This is a genomic window from Nonomuraea salmonea (genome assembly GCF_042428605.1).
Classification (GTDB): domain Bacteria; phylum Actinomycetota; class Actinomycetes; order Streptosporangiales; family Streptosporangiaceae; genus Nonomuraea; species Nonomuraea salmonea.
In genome coordinates this window covers 166923-190803 of record NZ_JBHMCF010000011.1, presented here as the reverse complement: position 1 = coordinate 190803, position 23881 = coordinate 166923, and the positions used below count along the sequence as shown (strand labels likewise).

General features: G+C 72.9%; 17 protein-coding genes. 9 read left to right on the top strand and 8 right to left on the bottom strand.

Annotated features, from left to right (window positions below):
• Window positions 1-135: 135 nt before the first annotated feature.
• From ACFFR3_RS11380 to ACFFR3_RS11365, 4 genes are all read left to right on the top strand, one after another.
• Window positions 136-1293, top strand: a complete 1158-nt coding sequence (locus ACFFR3_RS11380; RefSeq protein ID WP_379483070.1) for an FAD-dependent oxidoreductase — start codon at window positions 136-138, stop codon at window positions 1291-1293.
• Window positions 1294-1405: 112 nt separating this feature from the next.
• Entirely contained in the window at window positions 1406-2797 is a 1392-nt protein-coding gene (locus ACFFR3_RS11375; RefSeq protein WP_379483069.1) for a DJ-1/PfpI family protein, read from the top strand.
• Between the two features lie 264 nt (window positions 2798-3061).
• Window positions 3062-4747 carry a serine/threonine-protein kinase gene (locus ACFFR3_RS11370; RefSeq protein ID WP_379483068.1) on the top strand — a complete coding sequence of 562 codons (1686 nt, stop codon included), beginning with the start codon at window positions 3062-3064 and terminating at the stop codon, window positions 4745-4747.
• Between the two features lie 112 nt (window positions 4748-4859).
• Window positions 4860-5849, top strand: coding sequence for a coiled-coil domain-containing protein (locus ACFFR3_RS11365; protein ID WP_345403234.1), 990 nt, complete (start codon window positions 4860-4862; stop codon window positions 5847-5849).
• A 26-nt stretch (window positions 5850-5875) separates the two neighbouring features.
• On the opposite strand, the gene ACFFR3_RS11360 is transcribed toward ACFFR3_RS11365, so the two are convergent.
• Together ACFFR3_RS11360 and ACFFR3_RS11355 are read right to left on the bottom strand one after the other, a co-directional pair.
• Window positions 5876-7366, bottom strand: coding sequence for a sugar ABC transporter ATP-binding protein (locus ACFFR3_RS11360; RefSeq protein WP_379483067.1), 1491 nt, complete (start codon window positions 7364-7366; stop codon window positions 5876-5878).
• A gap of 77 nt (window positions 7367-7443) precedes the next feature.
• Window positions 7444-8244: a DeoR/GlpR family DNA-binding transcription regulator gene (locus ACFFR3_RS11355; protein WP_345403237.1), complete on the bottom strand. Its 801-nt coding sequence runs from the start codon at window positions 8242-8244 to the stop codon at window positions 7444-7446.
• A 165-nt stretch (window positions 8245-8409) separates the two neighbouring features.
• On the opposite strand from ACFFR3_RS11355, the gene ACFFR3_RS11350 reads away from it, so the two are divergent.
• The 5 genes from ACFFR3_RS11350 (at window position 8410) to ACFFR3_RS11330 (ending at window position 15512) form a co-directional block, all read left to right on the top strand.
• On the top strand, window positions 8410-10935 hold the full coding sequence (locus ACFFR3_RS11350; protein WP_379483066.1) for a PA14 domain-containing protein: 2526 nt from the start codon (window positions 8410-8412) through the stop codon (window positions 10933-10935).
• Between the two features lie 73 nt (window positions 10936-11008).
• Entirely contained in the window at window positions 11009-12076 is a 1068-nt protein-coding gene (locus ACFFR3_RS11345) for an ABC transporter substrate-binding protein (protein ID WP_364384887.1), read from the top strand.
• 1 nt (window position 12077) lies between these two features.
• The gene (locus ACFFR3_RS11340; RefSeq protein WP_345403249.1) at window positions 12078-13598 is read left to right on the top strand and encodes a sugar ABC transporter ATP-binding protein; all 1521 of its coding nucleotides are present in this window, start codon (window positions 12078-12080) and stop codon (window positions 13596-13598) included.
• Window positions 13591-14562, top strand: coding sequence for an ABC transporter permease (locus ACFFR3_RS11335; protein ID WP_379483065.1), 972 nt, complete (start codon window positions 13591-13593; stop codon window positions 14560-14562). Before ACFFR3_RS11340 ends, ACFFR3_RS11335 begins: the two co-directional genes overlap by 8 nt.
• A complete protein-coding gene (locus ACFFR3_RS11330) occupies window positions 14559-15512 on the top strand; it encodes an ABC transporter permease (protein WP_345403258.1) in 954 nt (317 codons plus the stop codon). Before ACFFR3_RS11335 ends, ACFFR3_RS11330 begins: the two co-directional genes overlap by 4 nt.
• Before the next feature lie 22 nt (window positions 15513-15534).
• Here the strand turns inward: ACFFR3_RS11330 and ACFFR3_RS11325 are convergent, their stop codons facing one another.
• The 6 genes from ACFFR3_RS11325 to ACFFR3_RS11300 all read right to left on the bottom strand — a co-directional run bounded on the left by ACFFR3_RS11325 (window position 15535) and on the right by ACFFR3_RS11300 (window position 23878).
• Window positions 15535-16503: a pirin family protein gene (locus ACFFR3_RS11325; RefSeq protein ID WP_345403261.1), complete on the bottom strand. Its 969-nt coding sequence runs from the start codon at window positions 16501-16503 to the stop codon at window positions 15535-15537.
• 38 nt (window positions 16504-16541) lie between these two features.
• On the bottom strand, window positions 16542-17663 hold the full coding sequence (locus ACFFR3_RS11320) for an MBL fold metallo-hydrolase (protein ID WP_379483064.1): 1122 nt from the start codon (window positions 17661-17663) through the stop codon (window positions 16542-16544).
• 268 nt (window positions 17664-17931) lie between these two features.
• Window positions 17932-18636 carry a DUF3152 domain-containing protein gene (locus ACFFR3_RS11315; RefSeq protein ID WP_379483063.1) on the bottom strand — a complete coding sequence of 235 codons (705 nt, stop codon included), beginning with the start codon at window positions 18634-18636 and terminating at the stop codon, window positions 17932-17934.
• A gap of 102 nt (window positions 18637-18738) precedes the next feature.
• A complete protein-coding gene (locus tag ACFFR3_RS11310; protein WP_379483062.1) occupies window positions 18739-19995 on the bottom strand; it encodes an NAD(P)/FAD-dependent oxidoreductase in 1257 nt (418 codons plus the stop codon).
• 86 nt (window positions 19996-20081) lie between these two features.
• On the bottom strand, window positions 20082-21008 hold the full coding sequence (locus tag ACFFR3_RS11305) for a zinc metalloprotease (RefSeq protein WP_379483061.1): 927 nt from the start codon (window positions 21006-21008) through the stop codon (window positions 20082-20084).
• 128 nt (window positions 21009-21136) lie between these two features.
• On the bottom strand, window positions 21137-23878 hold the full coding sequence (locus ACFFR3_RS11300) for a sugar-binding protein (RefSeq protein ID WP_379483060.1): 2742 nt from the start codon (window positions 23876-23878) through the stop codon (window positions 21137-21139).
• Window positions 23879-23881: the final 3 nt, after the last annotated feature.

Sequence of the window (23881 nt, the reverse complement as noted above, 5' to 3'; positions counted from 1 at the left end):
CGTCTCGGCTCTTCTGACCTGGTGATTCTGCGCCCGGCCACACTGCTCCGGGATTCGCGGACGGGCTGCTCCTGGCGAAACCGTTTCGAGTTTTCGCCGGTGGCGGGAAGAGGGACCGGGTGGGGGTGGTTGAGGGTGAGCGTGGAGGAGAGTGCGGTCGTCGTCATCGGGGCCGGGCAGGCCGGCCTGTCCAGTGCGTACTTTCTGCGGCGGTTCGGGGTCGAGGCCGTCGTGCTCGACGCGGAGGACGGGCCCGGCGGGGCGTGGCGGCACCGGTCGCCCTCGCTGACGATGGACAAGGTGCACGGCATCTTCGACCTGCCGGGCCACCCCAAGCCCGCGGACGGCGGCGGGGTGCGGCCCGCCGCCGAGGTCGTGCCCGCGTACTTCGACGCCTACGAGCGGGCGGCCGGGCTGCACGTCGTGCGTCCTGTGCGGGTCACGTCCGTGCGCGAGGGCGCCAGGGGGCGGTTGCTCGTCGCGACGGACGCGGGGGAGTGGTCCGCCGCCGCGCTGGTCAACGCGACCGGTACGTGGACCCGTCCCTACTGGCCGTACTACCCGGGGGCCGCCACGTTCGCCGGCCGCCGGCTGCACTACGCCGACTATCGGGGGCCGGCGGAGTTCGCGGGGCGGCGGGTGGTCGTGGTGGGCGGCGGGACATCGGCGGCGCACGTCCTGTCGGAGATCGCGGGGGTGGCCGCCGCGACCGCGTGGGTGACGCGGCGGCCACCCGTCTTCCGTGACGACGACTTCGGCGAGGACGCCAGGCGCGAAGCCGTCGCCATGGTGGAGGACCGCGTACGCGCCGGGCTGCCGCCGCAGAGCGTCGTCGCCGTGACCGGGCTCACCTACAGCACGGTCGTCCGTGAGGCGCTGGCCAAGGGGGCTCTGCACCGGCGCCCGATGTTCCGCCGCATCACCGAGACCGGCGTGGAGTGGGACGACGGCACGTTCCTGGCCTGCGACACCATCGTCTGGGCCACCGGGTTCCGCTCGGCGCTCGACCACCTCGCACCCCTGCGCCTGCGGGAGCCGGGCGGCGGCATCCGCGTCGACGGCACGCGGGTCGTCCGCGACCCCAGGGTGCAGCTGGTCGGCTACGGCCCCTCGGCCAGCACGATCGGCGCCAACCGCGCCGGCCGCATGGCCGCCCGCGAAGTCCACCGCCTTCTCACCACCACCCCCGCCCCTCCGGCCGCTGCGCTCGCGCCTTCGGCGGTTACCTTCGCGCATCCACCCGCCACCCCCGCACCTGAGGCGGCGGCCTCCTCTGCGCTTCCGGCTGCCTGAGGTCGTACCAGCGGAAATGCCCGCTGGATGTCCGGTTCATGTCCTTGTCCCCAAGGCACTGGTCGAACACCATCTCGGGTGAGGCTCACAGGCGCCGGGAAAAGGGGCGATCATGCGTGGGGATGCGCCGGGGGACGCGCGCGGCGGGCGGCGCGACGAGAAGGTCCGTAGGCGCCGGTTCACCGTCCGGGGCAGGTGGGTCAGAACGGCGGCGGTCGTCCTGGTCGCGCTGCTGGTGCCGGCCGGGGTGTCGGCGGCCAGCACGATCGGCAGGTTCGGCGACATCTACCGGGCACGCCCCGACGCCGTCTCCGCCGAGCCCGCCGCCAAGCCCCACGACCCGGCCAAGCCCACCGTCGCCTTCCTCACCGGCGGCAACGGCACCAACGCCGCCGACCTGCTGGGCCCGTACGAGGTGCTGGCGAGCACCGGCCGCTTCAACACCTACGTCGTCTCCGCGGGCCCCCGGCTGATCACCCTGACCGGCGGGCTGGACGTCGTCCCCGACCTGACGTTCGAGGAGTTACGGCAGCTCCTCACCGGGCGCGGCGACACGCTCGACGCCGTGCTCGTCCCCGCCATGGAGCAGCCGGAGCCCGCCGAGCTCGCCGCCATCAACGCCTGGCTCAGGCAGCAGTCGGCGGCCGGCGCGCTGACCGTCAGCGTCTGCAACGGCGCGCGTGCGCTGGCCCGCAGCGGCCTGCTGGACGGCCGCCCCGCCACCTCGCACTGGCTGCGCATGCGCGGCCTGCGCGCGGACTTCCCGGCGGTGAAGTGGCAGAGCGGCCTGCGGTACGTGGACGACGGCGACGTGATCACCGCGGCCGGCGTGCTGTCGGCCATCGACGGCGCCCTGCGCATCGTCGAACGCCTGGCCGACATGGACACGGCCCGCCAGGCGGCCGACGCCGTGCACTGGCGGCACTACTCGCCGGGAGCGCCCGCGCGCATGCCCGTCCAGGGGCTGGACCTGGCGGATCTGGTGGCCCCGCTCAACTCCTCCTACCAGACCCGCCCGTCGGCCATCGGCGTCCAGCTCGTCGAGGGCGCCGGGGAGCTGGAGCTGGCGTCGGTGTTCAACGGCTACACCGAGCAGTCCGTGGTCGGGCACACGATCGCGGTGGGCGACGGCCCCATCCGCTCCGAGCACGGCCTGACGTTCGTCCCCCGCAGGACCCTGGCCGCCGCGTCCGGCGACCTCGACCGGCTCCTCGTCCCGGGCCACGAAGCCGCCCGCGCCCAGGCGGCGGGCACGGGAAGGCCGGAGTACGTCCACCCGGCCGACGAGTTCGCCTTCGACGCGGTGATCCGCGACATCGCCCGCACCTACGACGTGCCGACCGCCCGCTTCGCCGCCAAGACGCTGGAGTACCCGGTGATGGACGTCGAGCTGCGCGGCGGCGCCTGGCCGTGGCGCGAGACGCTGGTCTTCGCCCTGCTCATCCTGCTGGGCGTGGCCCTCGCCCTGGGCACGGGCGCGGTGGCCCGCCGCCTGCGCACCTGAAGCGTCCTCATGCGCTCCTGGCGCGACGCGACCTACTACGCGATGGGTTCGCCGAGCCACAGGAGAGCCGGCGCGCAAGGTGGGACCGCCGCACAGAAGGTTCGGCGGGCACGGGCCCCGGCGCCGTTGGCCGAGGGGTCCGTGGGCTACTACGCGGCATAGTGTCCATACCGATCCGATCACTGTGGTGAAGGGGGTCGACACGTCCGGTGACGTCAGGTTAGCGTCCCCCTATAAGGATCTTTATCCGGTCAGGAGGGCTCCATGGAGGTTCCCGGCTACACGGAGATCCGGGAACTGGGTCACGGCGGGACCGGCCGCGTGATGCTCGCCGTCCGAGACTCCGACGGCTCACAGGTCGCGATCAAGCACCTCGCCGAGCCGCTGCGCGACGATGAGGCGTTCGTGGCGCGGTTCAGGGAAGAGGCGCGGCTCATCCAGGAGATCGACAGCCCGCACACCGCGCGCGTGCTCGACTACGTCGAGGGCGACGACGACGCGGTCATCGTGATGGAGCTGGTCGACGGTCTCACGCTGCGGCGGCTGCTGGCCGGCGAGGGCGCGACGGGCCCGCAGGCGGCGCTGGCGGTGCTGAAGGGCTCGCTGCTCGGCCTGGCGGAGGCGCACCGGCACGGCGTCGTGCACCGCGACTTCAAGCCAGAGAACGTGATGATCACCCAGGACGGCGACAGCAAGCTCGTCGACTTCGGCGTGGCGGCCAAGGTCGGGGAGACGGCCGCGCTGGCGGGCACGCCGTCGTACATGGCGCCCGAGCAGTGGGACGAGGCCCCGGCCGGGCCCGCCACCGACGTCTACGCCGCCACCCTCGTCTTCTACGAGTGCCTGACCGGCCACCGCGCCTTCCACGGCGAGAACATCGCCGCCCTCGCCTACCAGCACCAGCACCTGCCGCCGCCGATCGACGACATCGCGGCGCCGCTGCGCCCGCTGATCGAGCACGGCCTGGCCAAGGAGCCGGCACGGCGGCCGGAGTCGGCGCTGTCGTTCCTGGAGGAGCTGGAGGAGACGGCGCGCACCGCGTACGGGGACGACTGGGAGGCCCGTGGCCGCGCGACCCTGGCGTTACTGGCCGTGCCGCTGGCCGGGCTGCTGCCCAACCCGCCGCCCGCCCCCGAGCCTGGCACGGGCACGAGCCTGTTCCACAACGCGCTGTCGCCGGCCGGGAAGCTCGCCATGACCGGCGGCCTGGTGGTGGCGACGGCCGCCGCGGTGGTGTCGGCGTTCGCGATCCTGGGCGACGCGCCCGCGCCGCGCAGCGTGGCCGTGCCGCCGCCCAGCGTGGCCCCGCCGGTCACGCCGGCGCCCTCCTCGCCTGAGCCGCCGGAGCAGGCCGCGACCCCGACGACGACCCCGACGACGACACCGACGACGGGGCCGAGCACGGAGCCGACGCGCACCGAGGAGCTCCCTCTTGCGAGTGAGTCGGCCGTGGTGACGCCGCCGGCGGGCCGCCCGGCGGGCAGCGCGCCTCCCCGGGCCAGCAGGCCGACCGCCCAGCCGACCAGTACGGCTTCCAGACCCACGCAGCGCCCCACGACCACGAGGCCCACCAGAGAGCCGACCCGCAGGCCGACCACGACGAGCGGCCCCACCAGGAGGCCCCCGACGACCGCGGCGCCCACCACCGTCCGGCCGACCCCGCCGCCCCCTGCCGGCGACCCGCCCGACCCGCCGGGCAATCAGGAGCCGCCGCCCGCGACGAACCAGCCGGACCCGCCCCGCGAACGGGAGCCGCTGCTGTCGGTCTCGGTGAGCGTCTCGCTCGGCCTGCCGGTGCTGAGAGGCGGCGACCGGCTCGTGGACGCCGACATCGGGCTCGGCCTGGGCACCAGCCTGCTGGGGTTCGTGGTGGTGCCGGGCTCGGTGCTGCTCGGACGGCACATCGTGGTCCGCAGAGTACGAAAAGGCCGTGATCACGAAATATCGTGACTTGCGGGTGGGGAGGCTTGATCCTCTACTATCGTGCGTCGAATAGAGGGCGACCCCCGGCCTGAACCGCTCATGCCCGGATCCTGCCCTGTGGCCCGGGGTAAGGAGAAGCGTGGCGGAAGCCTCCCCCGTCCGTACGTCCCTGCTCTGCATCGTCCTCGCCCAGCTGCTGCTGGTCACCGCGGTCCCCGCGCACGCCGCGCCCAAGCCGACGGCCAAGCAGCTCAAGAAGGAGCTGGCCACGATGCAGAAGGACGCCGACAAGCTCATCACCGACTACTACGCCTCCCGCGTCGCCCAGCAGCAGGCGGACAAGGAGGCGAAGAAGGCGAGCGAGCGGCTGGCAGAGGCGCAGGAGACCTACGACCGCCACTCGACGGAGCTGCGGGCCATCGCGACGGCGGAGTACATGGGCGGCACGCCGGGACCGCTCGCCATCCTCGTCAGCGGGCAGAGCGGCGGCGACCCCGCGCGACTGCTGAACAGGATGGCGCTCTCCCAGCACCTCATCGACGGCCAGGACGCCAGGCTGCGCGGCCACGCTCAGGTCAGGGACGCCCGCGCGCGGGCCGAGGAGGAGGCGGCGGCCAAGGCCGAGGAGCTGAAGCGCACGGTCGGCGAGCTGGAGCGGCGCAAGAAGAAGGCCGAGAAGCAGATCGAGAAGATCAAGGACAGGATCGACCTGCTCTACACGGCGCCGGGGGTGCGGCGTCCCGACGGCACGTGGGTGCCGCAGCTGCCGGACGGGCCCGACAACATCACGCCCAGGATGCGGCTGGTCAGGCAGCTCATCCAGGAGCGGTTCGAGGTGCCGTACGGGATCGGGTGTTACCGGCCGATCCAGGACGGCGGCGAGCATCCGCTCGGGCGGGCCTGCGACTTCATGCTGAGCCGCGGCGGCGCGATGCCGTCAGGGGAGGAGCTGAAGCGCGGCGACGAGATCGCCGCCTGGGTGATCAAGAACGCGAAGCGGCTCGGCATCATGTACGTCATCTACCGCCAGCGCATCTGGCACGCCAGGACGGGCGTGTGGCGGGTGATGTCGGACCGCGGCGGCACGACGGCCAACCACTACGACCACCCGCACGTCTCGGTCTACTAGTCCCTGGTCTACTAATCCCTGGCCTGCTAGTCCTTGGCGAGGGCGGCGAGCAGGCGGTCCTCGGTGACCTCGGGGCCGTTGAGCTGCTCGGTGATGGCCCCGTCGCGCAGCACGACGACGCTGTCGCAGTTCTCCACCAGCTCGCTCACGTCGGAGGAGATGAGCAGGATGGCCAGGCCGTCCACGGCCAGCTCGTCCAGCAGGGCCTGCATCTCGACCTTGGTGGCGACGTCGACGCCCCTGGTGGGCTCGTCGAGCAGCAGCACCTTGGGGTGCATGGCCAGCCACCTGGCCAGCAGCACCTTCTGCTGGTTGCCGCCGGACAGCTCGCCGGCCGGCTGGCGGGGGGAGACGGCCTTGATGCCGAGCCGCCGCATGAAGGTCGCGACGATGTTGTCCACCTGCGCGTCGGACACGATGCCGGCCCGCGACAGGCGGGGGAGCGCGGCCAGGGCGATGTTGTCGCGCACCGACAGGGTGGGCACGATGCCCTCGGTCCTGCGGTTCTCCGGCACCAGGCCGATCCCGGCGCGTATGGCGCTCCTGATCGACCACTTGCGCACCGGCGCGCCCGCGACGGTGAGCTGACCGGCGTCCACCGGCAGCACTCCGGCGATGGCGCGGGCCGTCTCGCTGCGTCCGGCGCCGAGCAGCCCGCCGAGGCCGACGACCTCGCCGGCCCGCATGGCGAGCGACACGCCGTCGAGCATGTGGTGCCTGGTCAGGCCCTTGGCCTCCAGGACGGGCGCGTCACCGGGCGGGTCGGGCTCGCCGGCGGGCAGGGGCGGCGCGGCGGGGTGGAAGGGGCGGCCCAGCATGAGCGAGACCAGCCGCAGCCGGTCGAGCCCGGCCAGCGGCCCGGTGTGCACGACCCGGCCGTCGCGCAGCACGGTGACCCGGTCGCAGATGCCGTAGAGCTCCTCGAGGCGGTGGGTGACGTAGATGACCGAGCGGCCCTGCTCGCGCAGCCGGGTCACCGCGCCGAACAGCACCTCGAGCTCGCCGTGGTCGAGCGCGGTGGTGGGCTCGTCCATGATGACCAGGCGGGCGTCGGCGGACGCGGCCCGCGCGAGCGCGACGATCTGCCGCGCGCCCTCGCCGAGCGAGCCGAGCGGGCGGCGGACGTCCACCTCCAGCCCGTACGCCGCCAGCACCTCCGCGGCCCTGGCGTGCACGGCGGCGGAGTCGATCAGCCCGAGCCGCCCCCGCGGCTCCCTGCCGAGCAGCAGGTTGCGGGCCACGCTCATGGTGGGGACGAGGTTGGTCTCCTGGTGGATGGTGGCGATGCCGGCCTTCCTGGCGTCGGCGGGCCCGGCGAAGCGCACCGGCTCGCCGAGGAAGCGCAGCTCGCCCGCGTCGGGCGGGTAGACGCCGGAGAGCACTTTCACCAGGGTGGACTTGCCCGCGCCGTTGCCGCCGATGAGGGCGTGCACCTCGCTGGCGCGTACGGACAGGGTGACGTGGTCGAGGGCGGTGACACCCTGGAACGCCTTGAGAACGCCAGCCACCTGCAGCACGGTTGCCTCCGCCTCGATGGTGGTCGAGGAAGGAAACAATATAGTAACGGGCTTGTCACATTCGATCAGTGCGCCGATCAGAACTGGGCGACGTGCAGCCGTACGCCGCGCGCGCTCAGCTCGTCGAGCACGTCGCGGGGCGCGGAGTCGTCGGTGACCAGGTGGTCGATGCGGTCGGGCGGCACGGTCTGCACCATGGTGTCGACGCCGACCTTGGTGTGGTCGGCCAGCACCACGACCTCCTCGGCGGCGGCGGCCAGGGCCCGGTCGACGCCCGCGACCTGCATGTTGGGCGTGGACAGGCCGCGCTCGGCGGTCAGGCCGTTGCCCGAGATGAACGCCCTGCGCACCCGCAGCCCGGCCAGCGAGTGCTCGGCCGCGCTGCCGACCAGGGCGAGGATGGAGCCGCGCAGCGTGCCGCCGGTCAACATCACCTCGACGCGCGGCGAGCCGGCCAGCACCTGCGCGACCAGCAGCGAGCTGGTCACCACGGCCAGCTCGGAATGCCTGGTCAGGCGGCGGGCGAACTCCTGCGTGGTGGTGCCCGGCCCGACCACGATGGCGTCGCCGTCCTCGACGAGCGCGGCGGCGAGGTCGGCGATGGCGGCCTTCTCGGCCGACTCCAGTGACACCTTGTGCGCGTAGCCGGCCTCGCGGGACAGCTCGCCGGGCAGCGTGGCGCCGCCGTGGTGGCGGTTGAGCAGGCCCTCGGACTCGAGCGCGCGCAGGTCGCGGCGGACGGTGACCTCGGAGGAGTGGACGGCCTGGGCCAGCTCGCGCAGCGACACGGCGCCGTTGGCACGTACCAGCTCGAGGATGCGCTGGCGGCGTTCGGCGGCGAACACGGGCCTGCGTCCGTCGCTCTGCGTGTCGCTCACGGGGCCGATCATAGTCGAAAGGCCAACATGAGTTCACCTCTGACCGAACGAGAACGAATTTGATCGGAAATCTTGACCGGCTCGGTCCGGCGGTGCTTACTTTGGAGCGTGTCAGGGTCAAAAGCTGTCCGAACCTGATCGGCGCCTTCCGAAAGGACACTCCCCGTGCGTAAGCGCCTCGCGTTGCTGCTGGCCGTACTGATGTCCGTGTTATGGCAGCTGCCGGCACCCGCCTCCGCCGGAACGGCGGCCCTTCCCGAGCGGAACGGGCTGCGCGGCGACTACTACCTCGCCTCAGGGGCGGGAAAATTCGACTTCGCCGAGCTCAAGGCGAGCATCATCGACCCGAAGCTGGAGCTGACCGACCTCAACCCCATCTTCCAGCTGCTGACCGGCAGGGAGGACGACGTCTCGGTCCGCTGGACCGGGCAGATCACCCCGGAGTTCTCCGAGACCTACACCTTCTCGATCATCGGTGACAACGGCTTCCGCCTCTGGGTGGACGGCCAGGTGATCATCGATCACTGGGTGGACGACTGGGACATCGAGCAGACCGGCACCCCGATCGCCCTCGAAGCCGGCCGCGAGTACGACATCAAGGTCGAGTACTTCGAGCACTACGGCGGCGCCAACCTGCGCCTGCGCTGGCAGAGCCCGAGCCAGCCGAAGGCCATCGTGCCCACCGAGGCGCTCACCGTCCCGGCCGACTTCCAGCCGGACGGCCCGTACGACGCCCGGCTCAACACCACCGGCGACGTCGTGACGCTCACCTACCCGCAGCCCCTCGCCCCGCTGCCCGCCGGCGCGGCGGAGAAGCTCGCGCTGACCGTCGGGGCCGCCGCCTGGCCGGTCACCTCGGTCGAGCAGAAGAGCCCGGAGACCCTGGCGCTCACACTCAAGTACCCGGTCCCGGCCAAGGCCGGCGGCACCGTGCGCACCTCCTACGACGGCAGCGGCGGCATCACCTACGCCGACGGCACCCCGCTGGCCGCCTATCCGTTCGCGAGCGTGGTCAACCTGTCGGCGTACGTGCTCAAGACCCGCTGGACCGACGAGGTCGACAAGAACGACCCGCTGCCCGAGTACCCGCGGCCGCAGCTCGTCCGCGACCGCTGGCGCAGCCTCAACGGCGTCTGGCAGTTCGCCACGGCCAAGGAGGGCGAGGCCGCGCCCATCGGCCGCACCCTGCCCGAGCGGATCACCGTGCCGTACCCGGTCGAGTCGCAGCTGTCCGGCATCGGCCGGCACGAGGAGCGCATGTGGTACCGGCGCACGTTCGAGGTGCCGCGCTCCTGGAGCGGCGAGCGGCTGATGCTGCACCTCGACGCCGTCGACTGGGACGCCGCCGTCTACGTCAACGGCAAGCGCGTCACCACCCACAAGGGCGGCTACGACCGCATCAGCGTGGACGTCACCGGCGCGCTCAAGCGCAAGGGCCCGCAGGAGCTGGTCGTCGGCGTGTACGACCCGACCGACCGCGGTGCCCAGCCCGTCGGCAAGCAGCGGCTGGAAGCCGGCAACATCTGGTACACCCCCGTGTCCGGCATCTGGCAGACCGTCTGGATCGAGCCGGTCGGCAGGGACCGCGTCGACCGCGTCGACACCACCCCCGACGTGCGCGGCCAGGCCGTGGACGTCACCGTGCACGGCACCCCGGGCACCGCCACCGTGATCGTCAGGGACGGCCGCCGCGTCATCGGCACCGCGCACGGCAAGACCGGCAAGAAGCTGCGCGTCCCCGTGCGCAAGCCCAAGCTCTGGTCGCCGGACAGCCCCCACCTGTACGACCTGGAGGTCAGGCTCAAGGGCGACAAGGTCGAGTCGTACTTCGGGATGCGCGAGATCACCCTGTCCGGCAACCGGATGCTGCTCAACGGCAAGCCGGTCTTCCAGATCGGCCCGCTCGACCAGGGCTTCTGGCCGGACGGCATCTACACCGCGCCCACCGACGAGGCCCTGCGCCACGACCTGGAGCAGACCAAGGCGCTCGGCTTCAACGCGGTGCGCAAGCACGTCAAGGTCGAGCCCGACCGCTGGTACCACTACGCCGACAAGCTCGGCCTGCTGGTCTGGCAGGACATGCCGTCGGCCTTCAGGACCGACGACAGGCAGCAGTTCGAGACCGAGCTGCGCGCGATGATCGACCAGCACAGGAGCAGCCCGTCGATCGTCATGTGGGTGCCGTTCAACGAGGGCTGGGGCCAGTACGACCAGGCCCGCATCGCCGACCTCGTCAAGAGCTGGGACCCGAGCCGCCTGGTGAACAACATGAGCGGCGTCAACTGCTGCGGCGCCGTGGACGGCGGCAACGGCGACGTCAAGGACTTCCACATCTACCCGGGCCCCGGCAACCCCGGCAAGCCCGAGGGCGACCGCGCGACCGTGATCGGCGAGTACGGCGGCCTGGCCCTGCCGCTCGTCGGCCACACCTGGTCGGGCGGCGGCTGGGGCTACGCGGTCGAGCCCGACCCCGAGGCCCTCACGAACCGCTACGTGGGCATGGTCGAGGAGCTGGCGCGGCTGCACGCCTGCGAGCAGCTCAGCGCCGCCATCTACACCCAGACGACGGACGTCGAGACCGAGATCAACGGCCTCATGACGTACGACAGGGCGATCACCAAGCCCGACGTCAAGCGCCTCCACGACGCCCACAAGGCGCTGACCAGCGCGATCAACCCCACCTGCGACTGAACCACCGCCGCGCCCCGGCCCTGTGCGAGGGCCGGGGCGCGCACCGGCAGGACCTGATAAGAAGGGAACCGCGATGACCCCCCATCTCCGGACGGCCGCCCTGACCCTGGCCGTCCTCCTCACCGCGACGGCCTGCGCCAAGGCGGAGGAGCCGCAGGGCGCGCCCGCCCCCACCGGCACCGCGGGGCGGCAGGTCGTCCAGACACCTGCGGGCACGGCCGGCCCGACCTGCACGCTGGAGCAGTTCGGCGGCACGAAGTTCGACCTGAAGACGGCCACCGTGGGCTTCTCCCAGTCGGAGAAGGAGGCCAACCCGTTCCGCATCGCGGAGACCAAGTCGATCAGGGACGAGGCGGCCGAGCTCGGCATCGGCGACCTCAAGGTGACCAACGCCCAGTCGCAGTTCTCCAAGCAGATCACCGACGTGCAGCAGCTCATCGCCCAGGGCGTGCAGCTCCTGGTCATCGCGCCGCTCAACTCCGACGGCTGGGAGCCGGTGCTCCAGCAGGCCGCGGCCAAGAAGATCCCCATCATCACGGTCGACCGCAAGATCAACGCCAAGCCGTGCAGCGACTACCTGACCTTCATCGGCTCCGACTTCTACGAGCAGGGCAAGCGCGCCGCCGACCGGATGATCGACGCGCTCGGCGGCAAGGGCAAGGTCGCCATCCTCCTCGGCGCCCCCGGCAACAACGTCACCACCGAGCGCACCAACGGCTTCAAGGACCGCGTCAAGGAGAAGGCGCCGGACATCACGATCTCGTTCGAGCAGACCGGCGAGTTCGCCCGCGAGAAGGGCCAGCAGGTCACCGAGCAGCTCATCCAGTCCAACCCCGACATCAACGGCATCTACGCCGAGAACGACGAGATGGCGCTCGGCGCGGTCACCGCGCTCAAGGGCGCGGGCAAGGAGCCGGGCGACATCAAGATCGTCTCGGTCGACGGCACCCGCAGCGCCGTCCAGGGCATCGTGGACGGCTGGCTGCACGCGGTCATCGAGTCCAACCCGCGCTTCGGGCCGCTGGCCTTCGAGACCGCGCAGAAGTTCCTCGACGGCGAGGCCATCCCCGACAAGGTGATCATCTCCGACCGTGACTACGACACCACCAACGCCAAGGACTCCCTCGGAGAGGCGTACTGAGGTGGAAGCGGTTCTCGAGGCCCGCGCCGTCAGCAAACGCTTCCCCGGCGTCCTCGCGCTCGACGGCGTGTCCCTCGCCCTGCGTCCTGGCGAGGTGCACGCCCTCGTCGGCGAGAACGGCGCCGGCAAGTCCACCTTGATCAAGGTGTTCACCGGCGTCTACCGCCCCGACGAGGGCGAGCTGCGCTATCAGGGCGGCACCGCCGCCTTCGGCAGCCCCATGGAGGCGCAGCGGGCCGGCATCTCCACCATCTACCAGGAGGTCAACCTCGTCCCCATGATGTCGGTGGCCCGCAACCTGCTGCTCGGCCGCGAGCCGCGCGGCAGGTTCGGCGTCATCGACGCCGCCGCCCTGTACGGCGAGGCCGAGCGGGTGCTGGCCGGCTACGGCGTCGAGACCGACGTCCGCCGCCCGCTGCGCACGCTCGGCGTCGGCGCCCAGCAGATGGTGGCCCTGGCCCGCGCCGTCTCCGTGGACGCCCGCGTCGTCATCATGGACGAGCCCACCTCCTCCCTGGAGCCGCGCGAGGTCGAGACGCTGTTCGGCGTGATCAGGCGGCTGCGCGACAGCGGCATCGCGGTCATGTACGTCAGCCACCGCCTCGACGAGCTCTACCAGGTGTGCGACCAGGTCACCGTGCTGCGCGACGGCCGGCTCGCGCACACCGGGCCGCTGGCCGCGCTCGACCGGCTGAAGCTCATCGCCCTCATGCTGGGCCGCGACCTCGACGAGGTCCGCGCCCAGGGCGTGACCCGCTTCAGCCGCGACCGCCACGGCTCCGGCGCGGACGCTCCCGTGGTCGAGGCCCGCGGCCTGACCCGCAGGCACGTGCTCGACGGGGTGAACGTCAGCGTCGAGCCCGGCGAGGTCGTCGGGCTCGGCGGCCTGCTCGGCGCGGGACGTACCGAGACCGCCAAGGCCATCGTCGGCGCGCTGCCGCTCGACGGCGGTCAGGTGCTCGTCGCCGGGCTGCCGCTGCGCGGCGGCTCCACCGCCGCCGCCATCAAGGCCGGCGTCAGCCTGCTGCCCGAGGACCGCAAGGCCGAGGGCATCATCCCGACGCTGTCCGTCCGCGAGAACATCGCCCTGGCCGCCCTGCCCGCGCTCGGCCGGGCCGGCGTGGTGTCCGAGGCGAAGATCGACCGGGTGGTCGAGATCTTCATGCGGAGGCTGAGGATCAAGGCCGCCTCGCAGCACCAGCTCGTCTCCGAGCTGTCCGGCGGCAACCAGCAGAAGGTGCTGCTGGCCCGCTGGCTCGCCGTCCGGCCCAAGGTGCTGCTGCTGGACGAGCCCACCCGCGGCATCGACGTCGGCGCCAAGGCCGAGGTGCAGGCGTTGATCGACGAGCTGGCCCAGGAAGGGCTGGGCGTGCTGCTCATCTCCTCCGACCTGGAGGAGCTGGTCGAGGGCGCCGACCGGATCCTCGTGCTGCGCGAGGGCACGGTCGTGGGCGAGCTGTCCGGCGACGAGGTGACCGAGGAGAGGATCATGGCGACGATCGCGGAGCAGGCCGATGGCTGAGCTGACCTCCAGGGGGAGCGCCCGGGTCGCCGTGCTCAAACCCCAGGTGTACGCGTGGGTGCAGGACTACGGCGTGTACGCGGCCGTCCTCGTGCTGCTGCTGTTCAACGTGCTGTTCACCCCGCACTTCCTCGACGCCTCCAACTTCCGCACCCAGCTCGTCCAGGTCACCCCCATCGTGATCGTCTCGCTGGGCATGGCGCTGGTCATCGGCACCCAGGGCATCGACCTGTCCGTCGGGTCCGTGATGGCGCTGGCCGCCGCGCTGACCGTGCTCTACCTCGGCTACGGCTGGCTGCCCGCGGCCGTCGTGGCCGTCATCGGCGGCGCCGTGGTGGGCGCGGCGGGCGGGGCGCTGGTCGCGTACGTCGGCGTGCAGCCCATCGTCGCCACGCTCGCGCTGCTGGTCGGCGTGCGCGGCCTGGCCAACGTGCTGGTGCCGCAGCTCGTCGAGTTCCGCAACCCCGACCTCATCGCGCTCGGCAGCAGCTCCGTGGCCGGGATCCCGGTCATCGTGCTCATCGCGGCGGCGCTCACCGTGATCGTGCTGTTCGTGGTGCGGCGCACCACGTTCGGCCGGCAGGTCGTCGCCATCGGCGGCAACCGCTCGGCCAGCGAGCTGTCCGGCCTGCCCGTCAAGCGGGTGCTGCTGATCGTGTACGTGATCTGCGGCCTGCTCGCCGCCCTGGCCGGCGTCCTGGCCACGGCCCGGTTGCAGGCCAGCGACCCCACCTCGCTCGGCCTGTTCATCGAGCTGTCGGCGATCACCGCCGTCGTGGTCGGCGGCACGCCGCTGACCGGCGGCCGGATCAGGGTGCTCAGCACGGTCATGGGCGCGCTGCTCATGCAGCTCCTGGCCGCCACGCTGATCAAGCACAACCTCCCGCAGTCATGGACCCAGATGGTCCAGGCGGTCATCATCCTGGCCGCCGTCTACGCCACCAGGAAGCGGGGGACCCGATGAACCGCGAACAGGTGAGCAGGCTGCTCCAGCAGCACGGCGCCGTCATGGTGCTCGGCCTGCTGGTCGTCGTGGGCAGCCTGGCCTTCGACTCCTTCGCCACCACCGCCAACGCCGCCAGCGTGGTCGTCTCCTCGTCGTTCCTCGCGATCATCGCCGTCGGGATGACGTTCGTGATCATCAGCGGCGGCATCGATCTGTCCGTCGGGTCGCTGTTCGTCCTCGGCGGCGTGCTGGCCGCCTACGGCTCCCAGTACGGCCTGCTCGTGGCGCTGCTGCTGCCGCTCGCCGTGTGCGGGGTCGTCGGGCTGCTGCAGGGGCTGGTCATCGCGCGTACCGGGATGGCGCCGTTCATCGTGACGCTGGCCGGGCTGCTCGGTGTGCGCGGGCTGATGCTGGCCATCTCCGACGAGGGCGCCACCACGTACCTCGTCGAGGACCGCGCCTTCGCCACGCTCGGCCAGGGCGAGATCCTCGGCCTGTCCTACCCCGTCTACCTCACCGCCGCCCTCGCGCTGCTCGCCATGGTGCTGCTGCAGCGCACCGGATTCGGCCAGAACGTCTACGCCATCGGCGGCAACGAGCAGGCGGCGGCCCTGATGGGCGTGCCGGTCGTGCGGACCAAGGTGTACGTGTACGTCATGTCCGGCCTGCTGGCCGGGCTGGCCGGCGCGCTCAACGCCGCCCGGCTCTCCTCCGGCGTCACCATCCTCGGCATCGGCCTCGAACTCGACGCCATCGCGGCCGTCGTGATCGGCGGCACCCTGCTGACCGGCGGCGCCGGCGGCATCACCGGCTCCGTGGCCGGGGTGCTGCTGCTGGGCGTCATCCAGAGCCTCATCAACCAGGTGGGCAACCTGACGTCGGCGTTCCAGCAGGTGGTCAGCGGCCTCTTCCTGGCTCTGGTGGTGGTGGCCCAACGCCTCCTCAGCAAGGCCCAGCGCCTCACCTGACCCTTCACCTGATCGGGGGCGGTCAGCGGACGCGGCCGCGGGGCTTGAGGCGGGTGCCGGGGAGGACCGGCGCGGGCAGGGGCGCGCCGTCGAAGCCCTCGACGACGCCGAAGCCCTCGCCGTCCATCCACTCCTTGCGGTACGCGGCCACCTCCTCGTGGGAGCGGCCGACGAAGTTCCACCACATGACGATCTCCTCGGCGAACGGCTCGCCGCCGATGAGCAGCACCCGGCCGCGGCCCGGCAGGCGTATCGAGGTGCGGCCCGGCGGCACGTACACCAGCGGGCCCCGCTCCACCCCGGCCACCTCGCCGTCGAGCAGCAGCAGCCCGTGCTCGAAGCCCGGCTCCAGCGGCACCTCGGCGGCGCCGTCGATCGCCAGCTCGGCTCCCACGAGCGGGGTGTAGGCGGTGGCGGGCGAGGTCACCCCGCCGAGCGTGCCCATGAGAACGCGGGCCCGGTGGCCGGTGCCGTCCAGCACGGGCGGCTCGGGGTGGTGCTCGAAGGCGGGCGCGGTGTGGCGGTGCTCGCCGGGCAGCGCCACCCACAGCTGGACGCCGTGCAGCACGGTCTGCGGCGACTCCTCCGAATGGGAGATGCCGCGGCCGGCCGTCATGAGGTTGAGCTGGCCCGGCCGGACCTCCTGCAGCGTGCCCAGGCTGTCGCGGTGCAGCACCTCGCCCTCGACCAGCCAGCTCACGGTCTGCAGGCCGGTGTGCGGGTGGGGCGGCACCCGCATGGTGGCGTGCTGCGGCCCGTACGCGTCGACGAAGCACCACGCGCCGATCATGCGGCGGTGCACGCCCGGCAGGGTCCTGCTGACCGTCATCGCCCGGGGCCCGCCCAGCGGCACCTCCCGCCCGATCAGGACCTCCCGCTCGTCCGGCGCGTCAGGCGCCGGGACGGCCGCCCCTTCCGCCTCGATGGCGGGCCCGCCGGCCGGGCCGGCGGTGCAGCGGATCTCGCGGGGGTCCCGTTCCAGGTTGCTCACGCCCGAACTCTACGTCGTGGCGCTGCGCGGGCGACGACTCAGGTGAGCATCTCCCACCAGCCCTCGACCGTGGGGGCGGCGGAGGCGTCCACGGCCTCCCCGGGACGCGGGACCGCGATGCGGACGTCGCGGGCCTTGGCCTCGCGCCACAGCCGGTCCACCGGCTCGGCCCAGGGGTGCAGGGCGAGCGTGAACGTGGCCCAGTGCACCGGCAGCAGCAGCTTTCCGCCCAGGTCGAGGTGGGCGTTGACGGCCTCTTCCGGGTTCATGTGGATGTCCGGCCAGGCCGGGCTGTAGGCGCCGATCGGCATCAGCGTCAGGTCGAACGGGCCGTGCTTGCTCCCGATGCCCCGGTAGCCCTCGAAGTAGCCGGAGTCACCCGCGTAGAACACCCGCTTGGTGGGCCCGGCCACTACCCAGGAGCCCCACAGCGTGTCGTTGCGGCTCAGGGTGCGGCCGGAGAAGTGGCGGGCCGCCGTGGCGGCGAAGCGCAGCCCCGCCACCTCGGCCTCCTCGTCCCAGTCCAGCTCGATGATGCGGTACGCGGCCACGCCCCACCGCTCCAGGTGCGCCCCGATGCCCAGCGGCACGATGAACGGCGCCTTCTGCGTCCTGTTGAGCCTGCGCACGGTCGCCATGTCGAGGTGGTCGTAGTGGTCGTGGGAGATGGCGATCGCGTCCACCTCGGGCAGCTCGTTCAGCTCCACCGGCACCGGGTGGTGCCGCTTGGGGCCGACGAACCGCGTGGGGGAGACCCGGCGGCTCCACACCGGGTCGAACAGCACCCGCCTGCCCTCGATCTCCACCAGCGTGGAGGCGTGGCCGTACCAGACCGCGCGCACGCCGTCGGCGGGCGGCGCGTCGGCCGGCGGGATGCGCAGCGGGATGGGACCTGCCGGGTGCCGCTGCTCGCGGTCCTGGGCGAACTCGCCGAGCATGCTGACGGGCGGCCCGGACGGCACGGTCGCCGCCCCGGGCATCGGATTGACGAACGCGCCGTCCCTGAACTGCGCCGAGCGCCTGATCCGCGCCACCCGGTCGGGCCCCGACCGCAGCGGCCGCATGCCCAGCTCGGCGGGAACCTCGCGCAGCGCCCAGCCGGCCGCGGCCAGGACCGCGCCGCCCGCGAGGATCCGCCGTGCCGTCCGCATCCCTGCCATCGCTCACACTCCCCTGGAAGATCTCTCACGTCCCGATCGGTGTGAACGGGACTCCCCGGTGTTCTACATCTACGATATATCGCGATAGGTCAGACGGGCGTGATCGCTCCACCGGCGTTGACCGAATCCGGCCACCGCCGGGGCGCGCCCGCGTAGGGGCGGCGTGCGCGGCGATGCCGGGCCCCGTCACCGAAGCGGCGACCTCGTCCGGTTGAAGGAAACCTATCGGTCGCCCCGAACCCCCGGAACGCCACCCCCATCGTCCGCGTCAGCGGCGTTGGTCGCGGCCGCGGTGGGGGTGGGGCCATGGGTTCGGGCGGCAGCGGCCGAGGGATTTCGACTGCTGGACCATGACGGGGGCCAGGCGGCCGGGGCCCGGGCAGTGGCGGTGGTCGTGTCCGAGGGCGTGGCCGACCTCGTGGTTGATCAGGTAGTGCCGGTACGCCGCCAGGTCGCCGTCGTACTGGGGGACGCCCTTCGCCCAGCGCAGGGCGTTGATGACCGAGCGGCGGCCGTTCCAGCAGGACAGTTCGCCGCCGGTGCGCAGCGGCAGGCACTGGCGGATGGTCATGCGCGGGCTGGACAGTGCGACGCGCACCCGTACGGGGCCGTGGTCCACGCGGTGGAAGCGGGCCCAGCCGCGGACGTCGTTGAGCGTCCTGTGCACCTCGGCGGCGAACGCGCGCGGCTCGAACGGCAGCCCGCGCTCCACCTCCACCAGGTACCGCACCGCCGCGCCACGGCCGGGCCTGGCGGGGGCCGAGCCTGGGACGATCGCGTAGCGGCCGGAGGCGGCGTTCGGCACCCGTACCTCCTCCTGCTCGGGCGCCTCCTCGCGGTGGCGGGGCGCCAGCGGCCTGGGGGCAGGCGAGGGCGGAGGTGTGATCGAGGGGGAAGGGGGCGCGGTGGCCTCCGGGTTCGCGCAGCCGGCCAGCGCCGCGAGCAGCAGCAGGAGCAGTGCGAGCAGCGGCAAGACGGCCTCCCCACGACGTCACCGGTGGGGAGGTATCCGATCTTACGTTGCCGCTTGTCGCACTTGACGGCCAGGGTGGCTTATCGCGCTCGGTGCCCGAATTCAGCCGGTGGGCGGCCGGTACGGGGCGAGGTCGATGGGCGGCCGCTCCCCGAGCGCCAGCGCGGCGGCGAGCTCACCGGTGAACGGGCCCGCCGTCAGCCCGTACGCGCTCAGCCCCGTCGCCACCACCACGCGGTCCGTCACCGGCCCGATGAGGGCGGAGCCCGGAGCGTAGACCGGGCGCAGGCCGACCCGCGTCTCCGAGACCGTCGCGCTGGCCAGCCCCGGCGCCACCCGCAGCCCGGCCTCGATGACCTCGTCGAGCCCGCCCACGGTGACGCGCGGCGCGAACCCGACGTCCTCGACCGTCGCGCCGACCACCACCCGCGAGTCGGGGAAGCCCAGCAGGTACGGCCCCATGCGGGGCAGGATGATCGGCCACCACGCGGTGTCCACGCCCTCCAGCGTGGCGTGCAGGATCTGGCCCCGGCGGGGGAAGACCGGCAGCTCGACGCCCAGCGGCCGGCACACCTCACCCGTCCACGCACCGGCCGCCACGATGACCGCGTCCGCCTCGAGCGGCACCCCCTCACCCATGGGCTCTTGCTGGACGCCGGGCATCGCCGGCGCATCAGGGTGAAGCGGCGCCGCCTGCCGCCACGAGGCATCCCCGGCCGGGACCGCCGCGGAGGAGCCGGTCCCGGCGGGGGCCGTTCCGGAGAGGGCGGGGGCGGGCGGGGGAGGGGTGGGGGCCGAGGTCTCCGGGTGGTCGGCGGGGTGGAGGAGGACCTGGCCGTCCTGGGTCAGGGTGGCGGTGCCCGTACGGACCTCGGCGCCCCTCGCCACCGCCGCCGCGAGCAGGGCGTCGCGCACCGAGCGGCCGTCCACCCTGGCCGCGCCCGGCACCAGCAGCGCGCTCAGCGTGTCGGACAGCGGCGGGAACAGCTCGGCAGGGGTCGCCACGTCCACGACCTCGCCCATCTCGGGCGCACCGGCGTAGCGGCGGCGCAGCAGCGCCCGCACCGGCTCCAGGTCCACCGGGTCCTCGGCCACCAGCAGCGCGCCCACCTTGGCGTAGCCGATGTCCTCGCCCAGCTCCTCCACCAGGCCGGGGTAGTGGCGGGCGCCCTCGCGGGTCAGGCGGTACCAGTCGTCGTCTTCGGGGTGGTCCACCCACGGGCAGACGATGCCGGCCCCCGCCTGCGTCGCCTCGCCCGGGTAGCCGCCGTCCACGACGGTCACCGCCGCGCCCCTGCGGCTCAGGTGGTAGGCCGCGCCGGCCCCCACGATGCCGCTTCCGATCACCACAACACGCATGCTCCCCATGTTCGCAGCCGGGGTGAGCAGGGCCGATGACCGGGCCGGGGTCTAGGCCGGGGTCTGGGCCGGGGTCTGGGCCGGGGTTACACGGAGGCGCGCATGCTCTGCCGCAGTTGCGGCGTCAGGAACGACGAGCGAGGGCCGGCCAGGGCCGCGTCCATGCGCTCGGCCTGGCCGAGGGTGAACATGTACATGGCGGCGTCCTCGACATAGTCCATGTAGTTCATGAACATGTCGCCGTTCGGCGCGTTGCCGCAGCTCACGGCCGGGAAGGACGGGGAGCCGCGGTTGGGCCCCGCCTGGTTGGGGGTGTCGTCGACGAAGTCGCTGCCCGAGCAGCCGTCGCCGTCGTCGCCCCAGATGTGGCGCAGGTTCAGCCAGTGGCCGACCTCGTGGGTGGCGGTCCGGCCCCCGTCGTACGGGGCGGCCGCCGTCCCGGTGGTGCCGAACGCGCTGTGCCGGATGACCACCCCGTCGAGCTCGGGCGGCCCGCCGGGGAAGGCGGCGTACCCGAGCGCGTCCGTCAGCTCGCACACCCAGACATTCAGGTAGCGGTCGGCGGGCCAGGCGTCGGAGCCGCCCTGCGCGCTGAACTTGACCCTGTCGTCGGTGCTGAACCCGGCGGCATCGGTGGAGACGCGGACGACGCCGGAGGTGGGCTCGCCGTCGGGCCCGGTCGAGGCCAGCCGGAACTCCAGCCGGGCGTCGGCCACGACGTTCCGCCACACCTGCGGCACCTTGCTCACGTCGGGGTTGGCCATGCGGAAGTCGGCGTTCAGCACCTTGAGCTGGCTGTCGATCTGCTCCTGGCCGACGTCCTGCTCGGGGGTGCGGTGGACGACGTGCACCACCACGGGGATGGTGACGACCTCGTCCCGGGCGGCGGCCCTGGCGGTCCTCCTGGCGAACGTCTCGTTCTCGATCGCGGCCAGCGCCAGCGCGTAGCGGGGCGAGGAGGCGAGCAGGCGGCGATGGACGGGCATGGTGGCGCAACGGTCGGTGTCGGGCACGGGGGTTCCCTTTCGGTGCGCGCGGCGGAGAGCCGCACAGGGGGGACGGTTGGCTCCTGCACATCTACCCAGAATGTAGTCGAACAATCACTCTGAGTGATGACAGGAGCCTTTCGTCCCCCTTGCGCTCAGCGCACCGTGACGGACGAGGCGGCCGTGCCGCCGCCGCGGTCCTCCCATCCGGCCAGGACGTTCGCGCCCTTGCCCGGGGCGCGGGTCACCGGCACGGTGACGGTGGTGACGCCCTTGCGGGAGACGGTCACGACCTTGCTGCCGGCCGTGCCCTCGGCGTCACGGACGAACAGGTGCGCCTTGCCCGGCCCACCGGCCTGCAGCCGCACCCGCACGGCGTCGCCCCCGGCCGAGGCGGTCAGCACCCGCGCGGCCGAAGAGGCGGCCGGCGCGCCCGCGGGCGGCACGTGCACGCGCACCGCCTGCTCCAGCGTCTGCGGCGAGTCCAGGGAGGACAGCGCCGTGTCGGGGATCACCGGGTCGGGCGGCGTCGTGGGCCGGTCGGCGGGCGGCTGGTAGCCGGGCAGCGTGGCCACGCCCCACCGGTACGGGTCACCCTGCACCCCGCCCCACGTGGACCAGCCGATCCGGGTCTGACCGGTCTTGTCCTGGGTGTCGGAGTCGTACACGAGGATGTTCAGCCCGAGGTGCGCGGGATCGACCGCGCCCGGCAGCACCTCCATCGGGATGGACAGCTCCACCGTGTACCCGCCGTCGCCCGTCGTGGACGCCACCTTCATGCCGGGCGCGGTCTCCTCGCCGGGGCCCTGGCGGTTGTCGGCGTCGCGCAGGAAGCACGGCGGCCCCTCGGCGGTGACCGGCAGGACCGCGGCCTTGAAGGTGGTGGAGGTGTTCTCGGACGTGCCGCGCGGGTCGAGGGTGACCTCCACCGCGTCGGTACGCCAGTGCCGCTTGCAGTCGGAGGCGGCGAGCGGCGTGCCGAGCACGTCGTCCTTCACGTGCACCAGCAGGTAGAGCGTGTCGTCGTGCCAGGCGGCCCGGGCCGTGCCCGAGCAGTCGGCCGCCGACGCGCACGCGCTGCCCTCCCACAGGCGGGAGATGTCGATCGGGTCGCCGGCGTACTCGCCGTCGCCCTCGGCGCCGTCCACCGCCGGCGCGGTCTCGGCCTGCGGCACCGTGGTGGCGGGCACGAGTTCGAGCGCGGGCCTGGCAGTGGCGGAGCCGCCGCCGTCGACGGTCGTGGTGATCGTGTACGCGTAGTCGCCGCCCTCGTTGGACGTCTTCAGCGACGGGTCGGAGTTGGTCACCTCGAACGGCACGGTCGTGGACTCGCCCGCGGCGAGATCCTCGAAGGGCGCCTCGGTCTGCTCGGCGGTGAACCCGCCGGGCAGGCCGAGCCGTACGGTGCCGGACCGCGTCTCCCCGCTGACGTTGGTGACGACCACGCCCACCTCGCGGCCGCCGCCGGAGGGGAGCGTGAGCACGGGCGGGACGATGCCGCCGAGCTGCGGCACGCCCACCTCGGCCGTCCACTTCTCGTACTGGGCGACCTGGGGGAGCGGCTGCTGCGCGGCGCGGACCGGCGGGCTCACCTCGACCTGCCGGTCGGTGTAGCCGCCGCCGCGCTCGGTGGTGAGGGTGGCGGCCAGGCGTACCCGGCCGGGCGCGGCCTGCGCGGGAGGCGTCACCTTGAAGGCGGCCTTCCCGGAGCGCCCGGCCCGCAGCCTGCCGAGGTCGCCGGAGCCGCTGACCTGCCAGCCGTCCGGCACCCGCAGCGCCACCTCGGAGCGGCCGAGCTCCTCCTTCGGCGGCGCGCTCACCTCGGCCTCGACCGTGAACGCCGCCCCCGGCCGCACGTCGAACTCGCCCGTGCGCAGGGCGAACCGCGTGCCGACCGGAACGCCGCCCTTGGCCCTGGTCAGCGCGCCGTCGAGGATGTTCGTGGGCGCGGCGGCGGCCGGGCTGCCCGGCTCGGGGAACGGCACCCGCGCGTCCACCTGGGTGAAGAAGTCGCAGCCGAGCTGCGCGGGGTCGGACGGCACGTCGGGGAAGCCGGCCCAGCCCTGCGAGGCGTACGTGCGCTGCGCCTCACGCTCGACGGCGGCCCACGTCCTGCCCCTGCTGGGCGAGGTGCGCCCGCTCCAGACGCCGAACACGTTCTGCGCGGGATTGTTCGGCTTGTACGTCGAGGAGCACGACGGCCCGACCTGCCCGGTGCCGCGCGCCCCGCCGGTGAACAGCCGGGCCGGAGCGAACGGCCGCAGCCCCTCCTTCGTGATCTGGCCGGGGAACGCCTTCGGGTCGGCCGCCGCGTAGAACGCCGCGATCGCCAGCCTGGCCGCCTCCTGGTGGTTGCCGTGGTTGCCCGGCGTCGGAGCCGGATCCATGGTGAGGATGATCTCCGGCCGGGTCTGGCGGACGACCCTGACCACCTTCTCCAGCGTGTCGCCGCCCCACACCTGGTCGGTCAGCGGCGCGCTCACCGTGTAGTAGAAGTCGACGTCGTCGAGGTTGAACACCTCGCGCACGCCCGCCTTGCCGACGGCCGCGCGCTCCTCCGACTCGCGCAGCAGCCCGAGCGCGGGCCCCTCCTCGGGGCCGACGGCGTTGCCGCCGCCCTCGCCCCTGGTCACGGTCACCACGCCGGCGCGCACGCCGTGGTCCTCGTTCCACTGGCCGAGCGTGGACAGCGTGCCCGACTCGTCGTCGGGATGCGCGCCGACGAACAGCGCGTCGAGATCGACGGGAGCCGGCGCGGCGCTCGCCGGAAGGGCGCCCGCCGGAAGGGCGCCCGCCGGAAGGGCGCTCGCTGGAAGGGCGGGGAGAAGACCGAGGACGAGCGCGGCGGCGGCCAGCGGAGCCGCGCTCCGCCGCGCGGCGGATACGTTGATGGGCATCGA